At 59.1% G+C, this 15,533-nt stretch carries 8 protein-coding genes; 4 read left to right on the top strand and 4 right to left on the bottom strand.

The genetic code is table 11. From position 1 onward, the window contains the following. Positions 1-84: 84 nt before the first annotated feature. The 4 genes from TU82_RS25960 to TU82_RS25975 all read right to left on the bottom strand — a co-directional run bounded on the left by TU82_RS25960 (position 85) and on the right by TU82_RS25975 (position 8,355). Complete coding sequence (locus tag TU82_RS25960) at positions 85-1,077, bottom strand: AraC family transcriptional regulator (protein WP_057726077.1); 993 nt, start codon at positions 1,075-1,077, stop codon at positions 85-87. A 63-nt stretch (positions 1,078-1,140) separates the two neighbouring features. Beyond that, entirely contained in the window at positions 1,141-5,739 is a 4,599-nt protein-coding gene (locus tag TU82_RS25965; protein WP_057726078.1) for a coiled-coil domain-containing protein, read from the bottom strand. 116 nt (positions 5,740-5,855) lie between these two features. Next, positions 5,856-6,833: an asparaginase gene (locus tag TU82_RS25970; protein ID WP_057726079.1), complete on the bottom strand. Its 978-nt coding sequence runs from the start codon at positions 6,831-6,833 to the stop codon at positions 5,856-5,858. A gap of 76 nt (positions 6,834-6,909) precedes the next feature. Next, complete coding sequence (locus TU82_RS25975) at positions 6,910-8,355, bottom strand: alanine/glycine:cation symporter family protein (RefSeq protein ID WP_057726080.1); 1,446 nt, start codon at positions 8,353-8,355, stop codon at positions 6,910-6,912. A 525-nt stretch (positions 8,356-8,880) separates the two neighbouring features. Between TU82_RS25975 and TU82_RS25980 the strand changes: the two genes are divergently transcribed. From TU82_RS25980 to TU82_RS28445, 4 genes are read left to right on the top strand one after another with little or no spacing between them, the layout of a single operon-like run. After that, positions 8,881-11,466, top strand: coding sequence for a type VI secretion system Vgr family protein (locus TU82_RS25980; protein ID WP_057726081.1), 2,586 nt, complete (start codon positions 8,881-8,883; stop codon positions 11,464-11,466). Beyond that, positions 11,459-13,468 (top strand): T6SS effector phospholipase Tle3 domain-containing protein, encoded by a 2,010-nt coding sequence (locus TU82_RS25985; protein ID WP_057726082.1) that lies wholly within the window; start codon positions 11,459-11,461, stop codon positions 13,466-13,468. Before TU82_RS25980 ends, TU82_RS25985 begins: the two co-directional genes overlap by 8 nt. Continuing rightward, entirely contained in the window at positions 13,461-15,137 is a 1,677-nt protein-coding gene (locus TU82_RS25990; RefSeq protein ID WP_057726083.1) for a type VI lipase adapter Tla3 domain-containing protein, read from the top strand. Before TU82_RS25985 ends, TU82_RS25990 begins: the two co-directional genes overlap by 8 nt. Continuing rightward, entirely contained in the window at positions 15,134-15,403 is a 270-nt protein-coding gene (locus tag TU82_RS28445) for a PAAR domain-containing protein (protein ID WP_082632096.1), read from the top strand. Before TU82_RS25990 ends, TU82_RS28445 begins: the two co-directional genes overlap by 4 nt. Positions 15,404-15,533: the final 130 nt, after the last annotated feature.

Raw genomic sequence — 15,533 nt, forward strand, 5'->3', positions numbered from 1 at the left:
GACAGACCGGCGTTTTGGAGAATGGTAGAAACGGCCAAAAAGGGATCGATATGGCCAATGTATCTGTCCGTTATTCGCCCCTGCCTAGGGCCTGAACTGACTCGGCGCCACACCGCTCCAGCGCAAGAAGGCGTGGCGAAAGCTTGCGGTTTCGCTGAAGCCCAGTTGCTCGGCTATGCGATAGATCGGCAACTTATCGTCCCCCAGCAATTGCTTGGCGCGTTCGAAGCGCAATTCGTCCAACAACTGCTGATAGCTGCAACCCAGGTCATGCAGATGTCGGCGCAGAGTGCGCGCCGAGCAGTTCATCTGCTCGGCCAATCCGTCCAGGCCTGGCGCGGCACCCAACTGCGCGGCGAGCAACTGCCGCACCCGGCCCAGCCAGCTCTGGCGGCCGGTGAACTCGGCGCTCTGTTTGCGGCAACGCTCTACCATGGCGCAGTGGGTAATGGCATCGGCCAGAGGCAAGGGTTGTTTGAGCCAGTGTCGGTCGAAGGCAAAGGCGTGGCTGGCTGCGTCAAATTGCAGCGAACAGTCAAACTGCTCGGCGTACCGTGCGCAGTAATCCGGCGCGCTGTAGGCCAAACGCGCCCCGAGCAAGGGCAGGGGACGGCCGAGCAGGTCGTTGCAGATGACCTTCAGCGATACCAGGCAGAACTCGACATTGAACGCGGTCAGGGCCGGGTCCTCACGGTAATCGCTGGCCGTGAACCAGACGCGCTCTCCCTCTTCTTCCAGGCTCAACGCAAAAAGTGTTCCCAACAACGCCGGGTAGCGCAAGGCCAGGCGCAAAGCGTCACCGAAGGTGGCACTGGTGAGCAGCGCATAGCCGAGCATGCCGTAGGACGACACGTGCATGCGCCGGCCCAGTTCCAGGCCGATGTCTCGGCGCAACGCGACGGCGTTGGCACACACGCGCATTTCCTGATGGGTGGTGATACGCGTGTCGGTGCGGCTCAGGTCGGCGCCGCCGATGCCGCTGCCGGCCAACAAGGTATTGGGGTGAATACCTTCGGCGCTGAACGTGTCGAGGACCAGGGAAACGGCATTGAGTGTGGTCAGGTGCGAATGCAGCATGGTGGCTTCCAGCCTGGGTTTAGCAGGCTGGAGCAAGTTATGTGCCGTGATGCCTGTGCACGTTCATTCAGGTTTGGCGGGGAAAAAGAATTGCCTGGCCTGGGTCAGGTTGATGGTGCTGCGGTAGAAGGCGATCTGTTGTTCGGCAGTGAGCCTGCTGACGTCGTCAGCCGCTGTACCCAGCGTGTGCTCCTGCGGGGTCTTCAAGCGTGCCGACAAAAACCTGTCGGCAAACGCCACTGTGCTTGAGTAATGGAAATGGGCGTACCAGATCACGTTGCGGGTGGTCGGGTCGGTGAGGGTGTATTCGTCCAGATAGTCCTTGGTACTGCTTTTGAGTCGACGCCGACTGGCGGTTTTCTTGATGCTGATCAGGTTATGTTTGTTGAGCCATTCCACACCGGCCATGGTCGGCGGCTGTTGCTTGATCATCGTTTGCATCCGTTCATTGGCCTGGTGATAAAGGCCTGTCGCGGCATCTTCGAGTTGCTTGCGCATGGCCACAGCCGGGTGCTCGGTGCTTTCGGTTACGTTCAACTGCGTCAGCGACTCGTCGATGTCTTGTACGGCCTGCTCCAGCAATCTTGCGTGCTGATGCAACTTGTACTCGATGCCGGTCGGGGTGCGCGAAGGGTCGCTTGCCTGCTCGGTGACACTGGTTTGAAACGCCGGCAGCGCGTCCAGTAATTGTTGGCCGCGGCCCAGGCTGCTATCGACGGTGACCACGGGCCGCGGGGTCGCGGAGGCTTGCGCTTCGACGTGCTGAACCCATTCCCCTGGGTTTTTTTCATGAAACGTGGCGATCACCTCGCCGGTCAACGGTGACCGTATATCCACCAGGTCGGTTTCCAGACCCAGTGGCGTTAACCGCGGGTCGCCGGCCAGCGTGCCGTTGAAGCGGGTGTGGATGAACTTTTTCACCGGTCGTGGTGGTGAAGGGGGCGGTGTGGGCCGGATGCGCCGGCTTTCCTGTTCAACGTGCAGCGGAGCAAGTTCGCTGCTGGCCCGCGCGGAGAAACCACGCAACTGTTCTCGCAGGCTGGCGAGAGGTTCAGCGAGGATTCGCTCGGGGAACTCCTGGGCGACATCTTCCAGGCGCTCGTCGATGAACTTGAATTGTTCGACCAGGCTGCCCAGCGCCTCGATGCGTTCGTCCAGGCGCGCCTCGCTGCGCTCTTTAAGGGTGTCGCGCAGGGTTTGCACCGCGATGTCGGCGTAGTCGATGGTTTCGCCGAGCATCTTCCAGGCGCCTGGGTCGGTGGCGAGGGTTTCCGGCTGCAGGCATAAATTGCGCGCCATGGAAATTTGCAGGGCCTTGAGGTCGTCGATGTTGTAACGCAGGTTTTTCCTGCTGCTCCTGATCAGTTCCATGCCCGCGCGCGACAAGGACTCCAGTTCGGTAAAGCGAGATTGCGCATAAGCCAGGCGCTCGATCATCGGCGGGCTCATCTCGGCCAGTTGTCGGAAGTCCTCCAGATGCTCGGCCTTGGGCGGCTTCACGCGGCTTGAGAGGTGGTCCAGTACCTTGGTGATGGCGGGTGCGAAGGTAATCAGCTGTTCATTGATGCCGGTTTGATTGAGGTCCAGTTGAGCTTTCAGATAACCGAGCAGTTTTTCCTGAAACTTTTTCACCGGGGTGAAGATACTCAGGGTCATCAGTTGTTGTCGTGCCTTCTCGTAGCTTGTGCTCTGGCTGTCGAGCTTTTGCAGGTACGCCCCTCGTTTGGCCTGGGCTGAGGTGCCCGGGGCCTCAGACATTGCCCTCTGGGCCTGGCTGAGCTCGCGCTGCGCCTCTTTTTTGGCATTTTCAAACGTCTCCAATTTAACGCGCAGTTCATCGGACTTGATCTTTGCCTGGTCGATGGCCCGCCGGGTCTGGGCCTGGATGCTTTCAGCGCGCAGGCTGATCCGGGAATCGACGAACCATGCACCTCTGGCATTGTGGATCACCGACAAGCCCGTGGGCGCTGACTGAGCGGGGTCGACGATCACGACCGTGCCGCCATCCTGCAGCGCCACCTCGAACCAGTCTGCGCCGACCTGAGCGTAGTAACGCTGCTCGTGCCGATACAGGTGCTGGTCGACACCGGGTGCGCTGATTGGGTCTTTGAGGGCCGCGGGTTTAGCGATTTTGTAACGGTCCAGCGCGGCAGCCAGGCTGGCGGCGGTGCGCTTGACTGCGCCAGTGGTGTTCAGCGGCTGGGTATGCTCTGGAGGCGGTGCAAGGGACTCGCGCTCAGGCAATTGTTCCACGGTAAAAGTCAGGGTGGTTTCGGCCGCGTCAGTAGACGTATCAGGTGCCTGGCTCTGGTCCCTGGCCGGCTCGACACACGGGCTCTTGCGTCGGGTCGCATGCAAGGCGAGCGCCATGCCAAGGTTGAGCAACACATCGGTCAGGACCGACCATTTAGCCGGTTGATCACCGTGCTCATGGGCCTCGGAAAAGGCTTGCACATCATCGTTGATCTGCCAGAACCAGGCGACGGTACTCTCCGCGCGGTTCATAAACGGCGACGAGGCGTTGAAGAGCCGCCAACTGGCCTTGGCCAGCGAGTTCCAGCGGTTTTCGACGTTCGATAGGGATTGACGGTCCGCCAGGTCGATCAACGCGCCGGCATTGCTGTCGAACAGTGTGTTGAAAAGATCGCCGTTGAGTACCTCTTCGCCAAGGCTCATAGGGCCGCTGTAGATCCAGAGTTTGTCGGGCTCCACCACAGAGTCGATGACCGCCCAGGGCGAGGGCAGTGTGCTGGGAAACACGTAGTTGGTGTAGTCGCTGCGCACCGAGTCCGGAAGCCAGGCGACCACGGCATTGCGCAGTGCCGGGGACTGAGTGATTGCATACAGCAGGTTGGCCGGCGAAGGGAATTGCGTCAGCACCGGTTCGAACAGCGGGAGATACAACAGGCAGGGACCGTCCTCTGCGCGCTTGGGCCCGATGACATACATGTGGGTGACCACGTCATGGTCCTGGGTGGTCCGGCGCTGGGGCACGAAACTCAAGCGTCGCATCACGATGGCCTGTCCGTCGACGTAGCGGTCGCTGCTTTGGGTCTGCATCACCGCGGCGACATAGCGGTAGCCACGCTCATCAATGCCGGCCTGCTGACGAATCTTGTTCTGCAAGGCCAGCATCGGCAGTTCCACGCGCAGGTATTGACCATACAAAGCCTTGCGCCTGGCCGACTCCACAGGGTCATCCACCAGTTTGCTGCGTATCAACGCCGGGTAGGTGGTGCCGATATCGATTCGGGTGATGAGCGTTTGGACGTAATCAACGGTCAACCACGCCGGTATGGAGTGTCGCGCGTCCGTCACCAGTGAAGTGTTGCCCCACGGCAACCCGGTCAGGTTTTGCAGGGCCAGGTCGTCGAGGCTGAAGGTGGTGGTTTCGGTCTGGCCGGGCACGGGGAACAGGCCCCACACTATTTGGTTTTCAACCCGAACCCGCAACTTGTCCAGTGCCAGGTGTTGCGCCTCGGGGTGGTCCTTGATGATTTCGGCTTTCATGCGGTCCAGCGCGTACTGCCCTATGTCGGGGATGCCGTCCCTATAGGTATTGCCGGCATTCAGGCGGTGCAGTGTGGCCAAGTCCTTGAGGTGTCGCGAATAGGAGGCCTGGTCGATGGTGGAGGCTTCGGCCAGCCAGTGCGGCAATGCCGTCTGATACCAGCCCAGGCCGGGCCCATCGGGATGAGGCTGCTCCATCCTGTCTGGGGGGGCGCTTATCGCCGTGGCGGGTGTGTCATAGGAGACGGTCACTTGCCGGGTGCCTTCAAGCTGGAGGGCGATGAGCTTGAAGGCCAGGTGATCAAAATAATTGTCATCGGGCTCATGCAGGCGCCACTCCAGACGATCGTAGGCCGCAACGCCGACCAATTGAGCCGACAAAGATGCCCCCAACTGCGCCATGGAGGCGAATTTTTCGTACCCGTTGTCCATGGAGTAGCTAAGAATGCGGGTCTGCCCTTGCGATTGCCCCACGAGTACGGCATTGAATACCAGGTCGGTGTGCTGGGTATTCGTGCCCCTGACCAGCTCGACATCCACTAGATAAGCGCGGCTCTGGAAGCGGTCGTTGACCCGGCGAATCGCCCGGTCCGGGCTATGGAACAGGCTGCGGGCCAAGGCGCAATCTTCTTCGGTCCAGCCGTCGACGTGCTGGACATTCCAGATATCGCGCAGTGTGCTGGAGAGCTTGTGCCAGCGCGGGCCGTTGCCGTTGCTTTGGTTCCAGAAGCCGACTAATTGCTCCTCATAGGCGCGGGGCATGACCTTGGCCAGGATATTGATCGTGTTGGCGATTTCTACAATGCGCACCGGCAGGTGGACCGGCGGTTCCACCACCGGCGCTCGGGTCAGAAAGTGTTCGCCCTCCAGGCACAGGGTGGGTGTCCAGGTGACGGACTGTCTGGCGAGTACGGTACTGAGGGATTGGTAGTGAGTCTGCCCGGCAACGATCCGATCATCGCTGAGTTCCCAGGTCGGGGTGCCTATCAGCGTGTTGTTCGGGTCGATGTGCAGGTCCGGATACTGCTCTTGCAAGGACTGGCGCAACAGCTCACGGGCGGTTTCCGTGAAAGACGGTGCGACGTTGAGCAGCAGAGCGATCAGTTTATCCTGTTGATTGTCGCCCTGTGAGGTGGAGCCTGAAGTGGTCATTATGCAGCCCTGTTTTGCCGATGGATGGGAACATCCCGAGGCGGGTGCTCGGGGTTCCCATGCTAGGCAGCGGCAGGTCGGGGCTGGGGGTGCTTATGTAGCGGGGCTTGGTGGGTTCAGTTCGGCTTGGCGAGCAAGTCCAGCTCCATCAAGCGTCGAACGTCTTCGATGGCAAGGCTTGTACCGAGCAAGGCGTGTAACTTGCCGAACGCCGCTTCTCGGGTCATCCCGCCGCCGGACACTACACCGACGCCTCGCAAGCGACTGCCGGCTTCATAGACATCCAGCTCCACGCCGCCTTCATGGCATTGGGTAATGGCAACCACGACCACATCCTGCTCCCGCGCGCGCTGCAGGCTGGCGAGGAATTGCGGGTTGTCGCTTGGCCCGGTGCCGCTGCCGAAGCACTCCAGCACCAAAGCCTGAATACCGCTGCCGAGCATTGCGTCCAATTGTGCAGCGCCGATACCCGGTACCAGCGGCAGTACACCGACGTTCGCCAAGGCTTTGGGCTGACGGTAATGCAGAGCTGGGGGCAGGGGCTCGGCACGGGCGAAATCATTCCGGCGCTGTAAGGCCGCAAACGGATTGCGTCCAAAACTGCGGATTTTTGCACAGCTCGTCGGTGCCATCAGTGCGCCGTGGAAGTACAAATGTACGCCTGGCGCCAAGCCCTTGCCGAGTGCGGATAACGCGCCGCTGACGTTTTCCCAGGCATCGCTGTCCGGCACGCCGGCCGGCAGCATGGAGCCGGTGAATACCACGGGTGCCGGCAAGCCCAGCAGTTGAAAGGTCATGGCTGCCGCGCTGTAGGCCAGGGTGTCAGTGCCGTGCAGGATCAGCACCGCATCGCAGCCGTTGTCCACGGCTTCAACCACGGCAGTACGCAGGCGCTGCCAGTAGGCGGGGTTCATATTGGCACTGTCGATCAGTGGCGACATTTCCTGAAAGCGCCACGCGGGCACGGGTGCGTCGGCAAGCTGTTCGCGCATGCGCGCTTCAAAACCTGAAGCGGGTGCCAGGCCATTGGCGCTGGCCTGCATGCCGATCGTGCCGCCGGTGTAGAGCACCATCACGTTGTTAGCGGGTTGCATAAGAAATCTCCTGAACGAAAAACGCCGCCGGGCCCAGAGCATGCCCAAGGCCGGGCGGCGTGTCATCTAGCGGTGATTAACGTTGCGCTTGAGCGCTCAGTTCAGCTGCCGGAGCTGCTTGGGTTTTCACCGGGTTGGCCGGCCAGGCCTTGCGGTCCAGGTCCAGGTCGGGGAACTGGCTGGAGTCGAACACCGGGGTTTTGATGCCCGCTGCGCGCTGGTTGTCATAGTCGTTGAGGATGCGCATGGCGATCTTGAACAGGAACGCCAGGGCGAACAGGTTGACGAACGCCAGCAGGGTCATGGTGATGTCGGCGAAGGCGAACACGGTGCTCAGGTTCTCGATCGAGCCCCAGAAAATCAGCACCAATACCAGCGCACGATAGCCCATCAGCACCTTGCGGTTGTTACCCACCAGGAAGCGCAGATTGCTCTCGCCCAGGTAGTAGTTGTACATGATCGAGGTGAACACGAACAACGCCAGGGCCACCGAGATGAACATGCGGCCCCAGTCACCGACCACTGCCGCCAGGGAGTTCTGGGTCAGGGCAATGCCGTCGCCTTCAAAGCCTGGGGTGTAGAAACCGGAGAGCAGAATCAGCAACGCGGTGCAGGTGCAGATCACGAAAGTGTCGAGGAACACGCTGAACGCTTGCACCACGCCTTGGGCGATCGGGTGTTCTACCGAAGCGACGGCGGCCACGTTAGGCGCGCTGCCCAAACCGGCTTCGTTGGCGAACACGCCACGTTTCACGCCCATGATGATCGCGCTGCCCACCAGGCCACCGAAGGCCTGGTCGAGGCCGAAGGCGCTCTTGACGATGGTCGCGAGCATGGCCGGCACGTGGTCGAATTGCAGCACGATCACGTACAGGGTCACGGCGATGTAGACCAGGGTCTTGACCGGCACCAGCAGGTCGGCAATCGAGGCGATACGCTTGATCCCGCCGATGAACACCAGGCCCAGCAACACCGCCAGCGCGAGGCCGGTGTAGGTGGTGTCCAGACCAAAGGCGTTGTTCAGCGAGTGGGTCACGGCGTGGGCTTGCAGGCCGTTGAAGGCAAAGCCGAAGGTCACCAGCAGCAGGAACGCCATCACCATCCCCAGCCAGCGTTTGTGCAGGCCGTGCTGGATGTAATAGGCCGGGCCACCACGGTAGGTGCCTTCAGCGTCGGTGCGCTTGTACAACTGGCCAAGGGAGCACTCGATAAAGCTCGAAGACATGCCCACCAGCGCGGTGACCCACATCCAGAACACTGCACCCGGTCCACCCAGGGTCACGGCAATGCCGACACCTGCGATGTTACCGGCACCCACACGGCCGGCCAGGCTGAGCATCAGCGCCTGGAACGAGCTGAGTTGGCCGGAGCTGCTTTTCAGGCTGTCTTTAAACACCGAGAACATGTGGAAAAAGTGACGCAATTGAACGAAACGCGAGCGGATCGTGAAATAACCGCCGAGCCCGACAATGAGCACGATCAGTACTTTCCCTGAGAGGAAGTCGTTGATGACTTCGAGCATGGAGTGTTCCTCGCTGATTTTCTAATGGCAAACGCAGGACGGTCCGACACATCGCTCGGCACCAGGCAGTGCACGACGCTCGATCCCCATCCTTTTGCGGGTGTTGTTATTCATGCGCTTTCGCGTGGTATCCGGGCCTCGTTACCGACGGCTGCAGACGCGAAGAGGGGCGGCACTATACCTAGGCGAGCGTGATCCGTCTGCACGGGGCGATTAAAGGTTTCACCACAATGCGAACAAACGCCACAAGCCAATGTGAGAGCAGCTGTCTGGCAGCGGCACCGCATCCTGACTCCAAGCGCTGCCAAGCCCATCGTCATCGCCTCGATGCCGACATGTGTACCCCTCATTAGTGCCTGTCGCGAGAGCTATGTGAAACGAGCTCGTTGATAGTCAAGCATCGGCACATTGTGGCACTGAAGTTAGATCGGGAAGTGCCCGACCAAAAAAGGGAATTTTTCCGACATCGCTTCCAGATATTCATTCTTTACCCTCTGCGCTCTTGTGAAATCCAGGAGCAAAGGAATGATTTCCAACGAGTTGAAGGAGGGGGTACGCGGCGTCGATCCGTCCAGCCTGTTCTCTGCACAAAACCGACGACTGGTCAAACTGACTACCCCCGTCGTTAATGAACAGGAACTCTTGCTGGAAAGTTTCTCGGGCACTGAAGCATTGTCGGCACTGTTCAGTTTCGAGCTAACCCTACTCAGTCAGGACGCTCGGCTGGAACTCAAGTCACTGATCGGCCAACCGGCGCAATTGGAAATTGAACTGGCGACGGGAGAGCCGCGCTATATCCATGGCTTTATAAGCCGTTTCAGCCTGCAAGACAGCGATAACGGTCTGGCGCGCTACACCGCAACACTAAGCCCCTGGTTGTGGATGCTGTCACGGCGTCAAGACTCTCGGGTCTTTCAAGAGCAGACGGTCGAAGCCATAATCCGTTCGGTACTGGCCGGTTACGGTACGTTGCCGGTATTCGAGTTTCGGCTGATACAGCCACTCAAAGTCCATAGTTACATCACACAGTACCGTGAGAGTGACCAAGCGTTCGTCATGCGGCTGCTTGAGCAGGAAGGCTTGTTCTTCTATTTCGTCCACGAAAAAGATAGACACACCCTGATCGTCAGCGACCACTCCCCGTCGCTGACACCGATACCGCAGCAGCCACAGATCCGCCATCACAGTGCGTCGGTCACCGAACTTGCGGACTCTATTACGCAGTGGAGCAGCCATCGGACGCTGCAGTCCGGCCGTATGTCCCTAAGGACCTTTGACTACAAGCAGCCCCGAAATGCGTTGTCAGTTGGCATAGCCAGTGTGAATAAGCAGGGTACGGTGGACCCTTACGAAATCTATGATTTATCGGGGCATTACACCCATGCCACTGGCCAGCAAGGTGAGGTACTGGCCCGGCGGCGCCTGGAAGCCATTGAAGTACAAGGCAAGACGTTCAAAGGCGCGAGTAATTGTCGGGCTATGGGATGTGGTTACACCTTTGAGCTGACCCAGCATTTTGATCACGACCGCGATATTCGGGAAGACCGTCAGTTTCTGCTGCTGTCGGTCGAGCACCGAGGCAGCAATAACTATCTGTCAGACCAACCGGCCAGCTACCACAACAGCTTTGAGTGTATCCGTCACAAGATTCCCTTTCGGCCTCTGGTCCAGGTCCCGCGTCCGATTATTTCGGGGCCGCTCACCGCCATTGTGGTAGGGCCCGAAGGTGAGGAAGTGTTTACGGACGAATGGGCGCGGATACAGGTGCGCTTTCATTGGCAACGTGAGCAAGACCCTTCCAGGGATACGACGTGGCTGCGGGTCGCCATGCCCAGTGCGGGTAAAGGTTTCGGTCATCAATTCCTGCCGCGCATTGGGCAGGAAGTGCTGGTAACTTTTCTTGCGGGGGATATCGACCGCCCGGTTGTTACTTCGGTGCTCTACAACGGCGATCACTCGCCGCCACGGTTCACTAACGCGGCGGGGTTGCCGGGCAATCGAACGTTGTCTGGCATCCAGACCCGCGAACATAAGGGGCGTGGTTTCAACGAGCTGCTCTTTGACGACACCCCCGGCGAATTGCGTGCTCGGGTGGCCACCACTCATCATGCCACCGAACTGAATCTGGGCAAGTTGGCCATGCCGCGTACAGATGGCGAAGCCCAACCTCGTGGTAACGGTGCCGAGTTGCGCACCGACGCTGCCATTGCCTTGCGGGCCGCTCAAGGAATGCTGCTGACCACCTATGCGCGCCACGGCGCGCAAGGTTCGCAATTAGACCGCGAAGAGTTGCTCGCGCTGCTGGAGGACTGTGGCGATCTTTTCCAGTCACTCGGGCAGACCGCAGCGGCACGTGGTGGGCAGCAGGTGGACAGCCAAGGCATCGAGGCTTTGCGCCAATCCTTGAATCAATGGCCAACCGCTGATAGCAACCAAGCAGGTGCCCCTATTGCCGCCCTCGCGGCAGAGGCAGGCATTGTCAGCGCCACACCGCGCTCGCAGGTGCATTACGCCGGGCAAAACCACGACACCCTCGCACAAGACAACCTGCATATGACCAGCGGTGCGGCGATGCACTTGCATGCGGGTAAAGGCATTTCAGCATTTGCCCAGGATGACGGCATCAACGTCATTGCCAATCGCGGCAAGGTTTTAGTGCAAGCCCAAGAGGACGACATTGCCCTGAATGCGCAAAAGAACCTGCAACTGTCGGCTACCGAAGGCGAGGTGGTCATCAGCGCACCGACTATTCGGCTGGTGGCCGATGACGGCAGTTACATCAAGATCGGTGGCGGCGTCGAAATAGGCACGCAAGGCAAGGCTATCGTGCATGCCGGTGAGCATGATTGGGTTGGGCCCAAGGCCGATAGTGTGGTGCCTGCGGTGTTTGGAAGGGATTCGGCGGCGCAGTGTTTGGCCTTTCACTATCCGGGCCACGATGACAAAAATCCTCGTCTTGCGGGTGATCACGCTTATCAGATTGACGTTGGCGACGGCAGCGTGATGCAGGGCGTGACTGATGCGGCAGGACTGACGGAGCGGGTTGAACGGGAGGTCATGCATCGTGCTCAGGTGACCGCGTCGCGCAAGGGGGATAAATCCAATGAGTAATTTCGGCTTTTACACCGTGGCACAGTGCAACACCCGTTTGCTTCCCAACTGCATCACACCGCGCAAACTGGAAGTGCCTGCCGACCTGCCTGGCGTGGTGATTTTCTTGCACGGCGTTAACGATCCGGGTGCGTCTTACGAATCGGTGGAAACCGGGTTGTGCCAGGGAGTTAATGAGCGGTTGGATCGGCCGGATCTTAAAGCGGGGCGATATGGGGCATATTACAGTGCCGCCAAAGCGCTCCCCCCAGAAGAACGGCGACAAAGTCAAAGGGATATCCTTGACGATCCCGACACCTACCTCTACCAGCGTGACGAAGATGATTCCAAAACCCGTAGCCTGTTGATCCCATTCTACTGGGGCTACCGAGCGGCACCGGAACATATCAAGCGCGATGATGCCGGTGACCCCTTCAAAATGCGCAACCAGTACCAGGATGTGCATGGCAATCGGCTGGACCGCCACTTTGCCAAGGCCGGTGGTTATTTCACGAACGCCACCAACAACCTGATTGAGACGTACGGCGAGGGGTTCAAGCCAAACATTAAATCCTGGGCGGCCAACAAAACCAGCAATTACCTGTACTTCGACCATGCACCGTTGCGGCACTATTTCGTGATGGCGGCGCACCGGTTAGCGATGCTTGTTCGGGAGATACGTCGCCTCTCTCCAGATGAAACCATCACCATTATGGGCCACAGCCAGGGCACCCTGATCAGTCTGTTGGCCCAGGCGCTGTTGGTGGATGACAACCAGCGCTGCGCTGACACGGTCATCATGGTGGACTCGCCTTATAGCGTATTGCCCGAGGTTACTCCCAAGGGCAGCGACACCTTGGCGACACTGATACGCATCGTCACTGCAATTACCCAGGCCCCTCACGGCCAACCGCCTCTGGCCAACCTCAGAAATCCGCAAACCTACGGCGGCCGTTCCGGCCCGCGATGGTCACCGGAACAGGGCACTCGCCTGGACAAAAACCAGAAGCTGACAGTCTTCCCCGAGCGCGACAATCGCGGCAAGGTTTACTTGTACTTCTGCCCGGACGACACCACCGTCGCACTCAAAGACGTGCAAGGCATCGGCACCTTTGGCATGCCGGATGTATTACCCAACGGCACGCCGGCCATGACGGCGTTGCACTCCTTGCGCTTCTATCAGCGGATGTGGACCAAGCGCCATCGGGACGGCGAGCCCGTACTCGTAGGTAAAACTGCTCAGCCCGAACAGATGCGGGCTGGCGGAGAATCCTACCATCCAGGTGGATGGTCGCTTCCTGCACTTGTCTCTCGGGCCGGCATACGCGCAGGTCAGGAACGCCACATCAATGCCGAGGCGCTGCATCCACCCCATGCCCCGCACATGTTCGGTGGCGAGGCAATAAGCGGTACGCCAACGACCTCGGGCCTGGACCGGCCCGACGATGTAGGCAAGAGCGTGGCGCTGGGCAAGGAGGCGGCCAAGTTTCAGTGGGTTCAAATGCCGGACGAGTATGACCCTCCGTTGACCACCCAGCGAGAAGCATTGGCGCGTTTTAACGCGCAAAGCGATGACCCGGAAGACCACACCCGTGCGGTTCGAAAGTCCACGAAGCATTCGCACCATGAGCGTGAAGAAACGCCACGGGAAGCGCGTGCGCGTATGGACATGGACAGCAACGCTTGGGAGGAGAACTCCTATCACTCGGGGGTATTGCGCAGCCCGGAAAACCATCGCTGGGTGACGGCGATGGACATTGCGATTGGGCAGGCCAGGTGCCTGGATGATCCGGTGATGCGGGAGGTGTTGGTGGCGATTGCAGATTGGAAGATGGATAAGAAGCAATTTGGGATAGTTGAAAAACTACCGGGTTGGTCGCGGTTAAGTACTCAGGCTCGATTATTGGTCAGCGCCTGTCACAAGTATTACCACTATGGAGTATTCCCTTCTTCCGAATTGGTGTCGCTGACGCCACCAACGCTAGTCACTGGTGCCTCGAAAAAGGAGCGAGCCAATGAGTGATCGTCAGTCTTACATGGAGCTGAGACCGAGCCTTACAGGCTACTTCTGGATAGCCGCGATATTGATAGCCCTTTGGCTCGGGTATGTCTGGTTTATTGAGCCGATTTCACAGGTAGACAACATGGAAAGTCGAGGCATAGGCGTAATGATTGGTAAGGGGATCATTGGCGTCTTTGGGGCATTGATACTGGCCTACAGCGGTCATTGGTGGGGCAAGGCTGTGGCCTCTGAGGAAAAACAGCTGGCCGATTACCGATCCCGTGTTATGGGCAAGAAAGCGGAGCAGATGGCCGAGCAGGAGCGCACGTATTCGCTGGAGATTCGGGGGGTAGGGATCGCGGTGGATGAAGACCAAAATTCCACTATTTGGAAGTTGATCCAAAAGAAAAATGACAACTTTGCTTCGATTTATTCGCAGAACCCTAATGACTACAGGCCCTCTTTAACTTACCGGCAAATTATTCGTGATCTCAACATTCGAGCGGCCTTCAAGCACTCAGCCCGCGACTCAGTGGCCTACTGGCCGATACCGGTATTTGCAATTGCACCGCCCAAGCAACCTGAAGATACAGGCGCAGCTAGCAATATCATGAGTGGCCGCAACGCCGCGACTCTGGGAGTGACCTTAGTCCTATGGCAGGACGCGGAAAACGCCTTACATGCTCAGGGCATGGTGGAGCGGTTATTTCAGTTTTTCGATGAGAATCCGAAGGTGCCACAGGCATTGATCGTCAGTGAAGATGGTGATGTCACTCGAAATGGTTACCGAGTTGCTGGCACTCCTGGCCTGCAAAACGTTTCAGTCGTCCCTTCCGTGTTTGAAAGCATGACCGGCCTGCTGGTAACGCGCTCGGACCGGGTTGATCGCTATATCCGCCCGTATGCCACCAATGACTCCGAGGACAATCAAAACAAGAACACCGACATGGGCAAGCTGTGGGCGTTCTACTGGAATCGCGATCGTTCATTTTTTGATTGGTATGAAGACGCCGAGCGTGCCAAAGGGTTTAAAGAGCCGGACGCCCCCGGCACCATGTCCTCCGCCTACTGGCACGCCCAACTCCCCGATCTCTGGCGAACCCTGAGCAACCGAGGCCCCGGCGAGTTCGTTCCCTCGCCCTGGCTCCCGGCCCGTTGGGCGCGCCACCAAGTAGCCGAGTTCGACGCTGCACCGGTACTCGGCTACCTGCACCGCCCCATCAAAGTCTCGATGCACGACGAAACCGGCAAGCGGCTCAAACCCGCCCTACAGGCCAAAGCACAGCAGGGGGCTTGGCTCAAAGCGCTCGACACTCTGCCCAAAGACCAGAAACCAGTGCGTGTGTTCTACGACAGCACCAACAACACCGCCGGCGAAATCGCCTTGACCGTTGCCCTGAACACGTTGAATACCGACGGTCATGGCCTTGACCTGGGCAATGTCGAAGAGGGCTACGACATCGGTCGCCGGCTGGGTAACACCGGGGTCAGCAGCACCCTTGTGCAAATCAACCTCGCGACAATCGCCAGTTACAAGGAGGGCGGAGCCAGCGCAGTGGTTTACGCGGGAGCCGATGGCAGCGTCACCGTGCAAATGGTGAGCCCACCGAACGAGGCGCGTAAGGCAATGAACCAAAAAAACCGTGGCAGTGATCCGTTCAAATATGGCGCACCGGGAGGTGGCTCATGACTAATCCCATCTGCCTGGGTGATAGCACCAGCAGCGGCGGCACCGTCGTTTCCTGCCAGTTGGCAGGTACGCATACGGTAAATGGGCGAACGCCGGCGGTACTGGGCGACAAGGCAACATGCCCGCTGCATGCGGGGGAGTTTGCTTTTGTTGAAGGGCATCCACGAAGGCGTATGAACGGTATTGCGCTAGTGTTGCAAGGGCACCGCTTGTCCTGCGGGTGCCACGGGGTTGCGAGTAATGCTGAGAATGTGAAAGTGGTTTAGAGAAGCGTTTGCTTGCAACGAACCGATTTATCGACTTTGGTGTTGACGCGCCCAGGCCGGGCCTTGGCGTTTCTGGTTTTTGCGCGTGTTTGGCGTACTCAAAAAAAAGGGCCTGAAGAACGAGCCTTCA

The sequence above is a fragment of the Pseudomonas orientalis genome (assembly GCF_001439815.1).
GTDB classification, from domain to species: domain Bacteria; phylum Pseudomonadota; class Gammaproteobacteria; order Pseudomonadales; family Pseudomonadaceae; genus Aquipseudomonas; species Aquipseudomonas orientalis.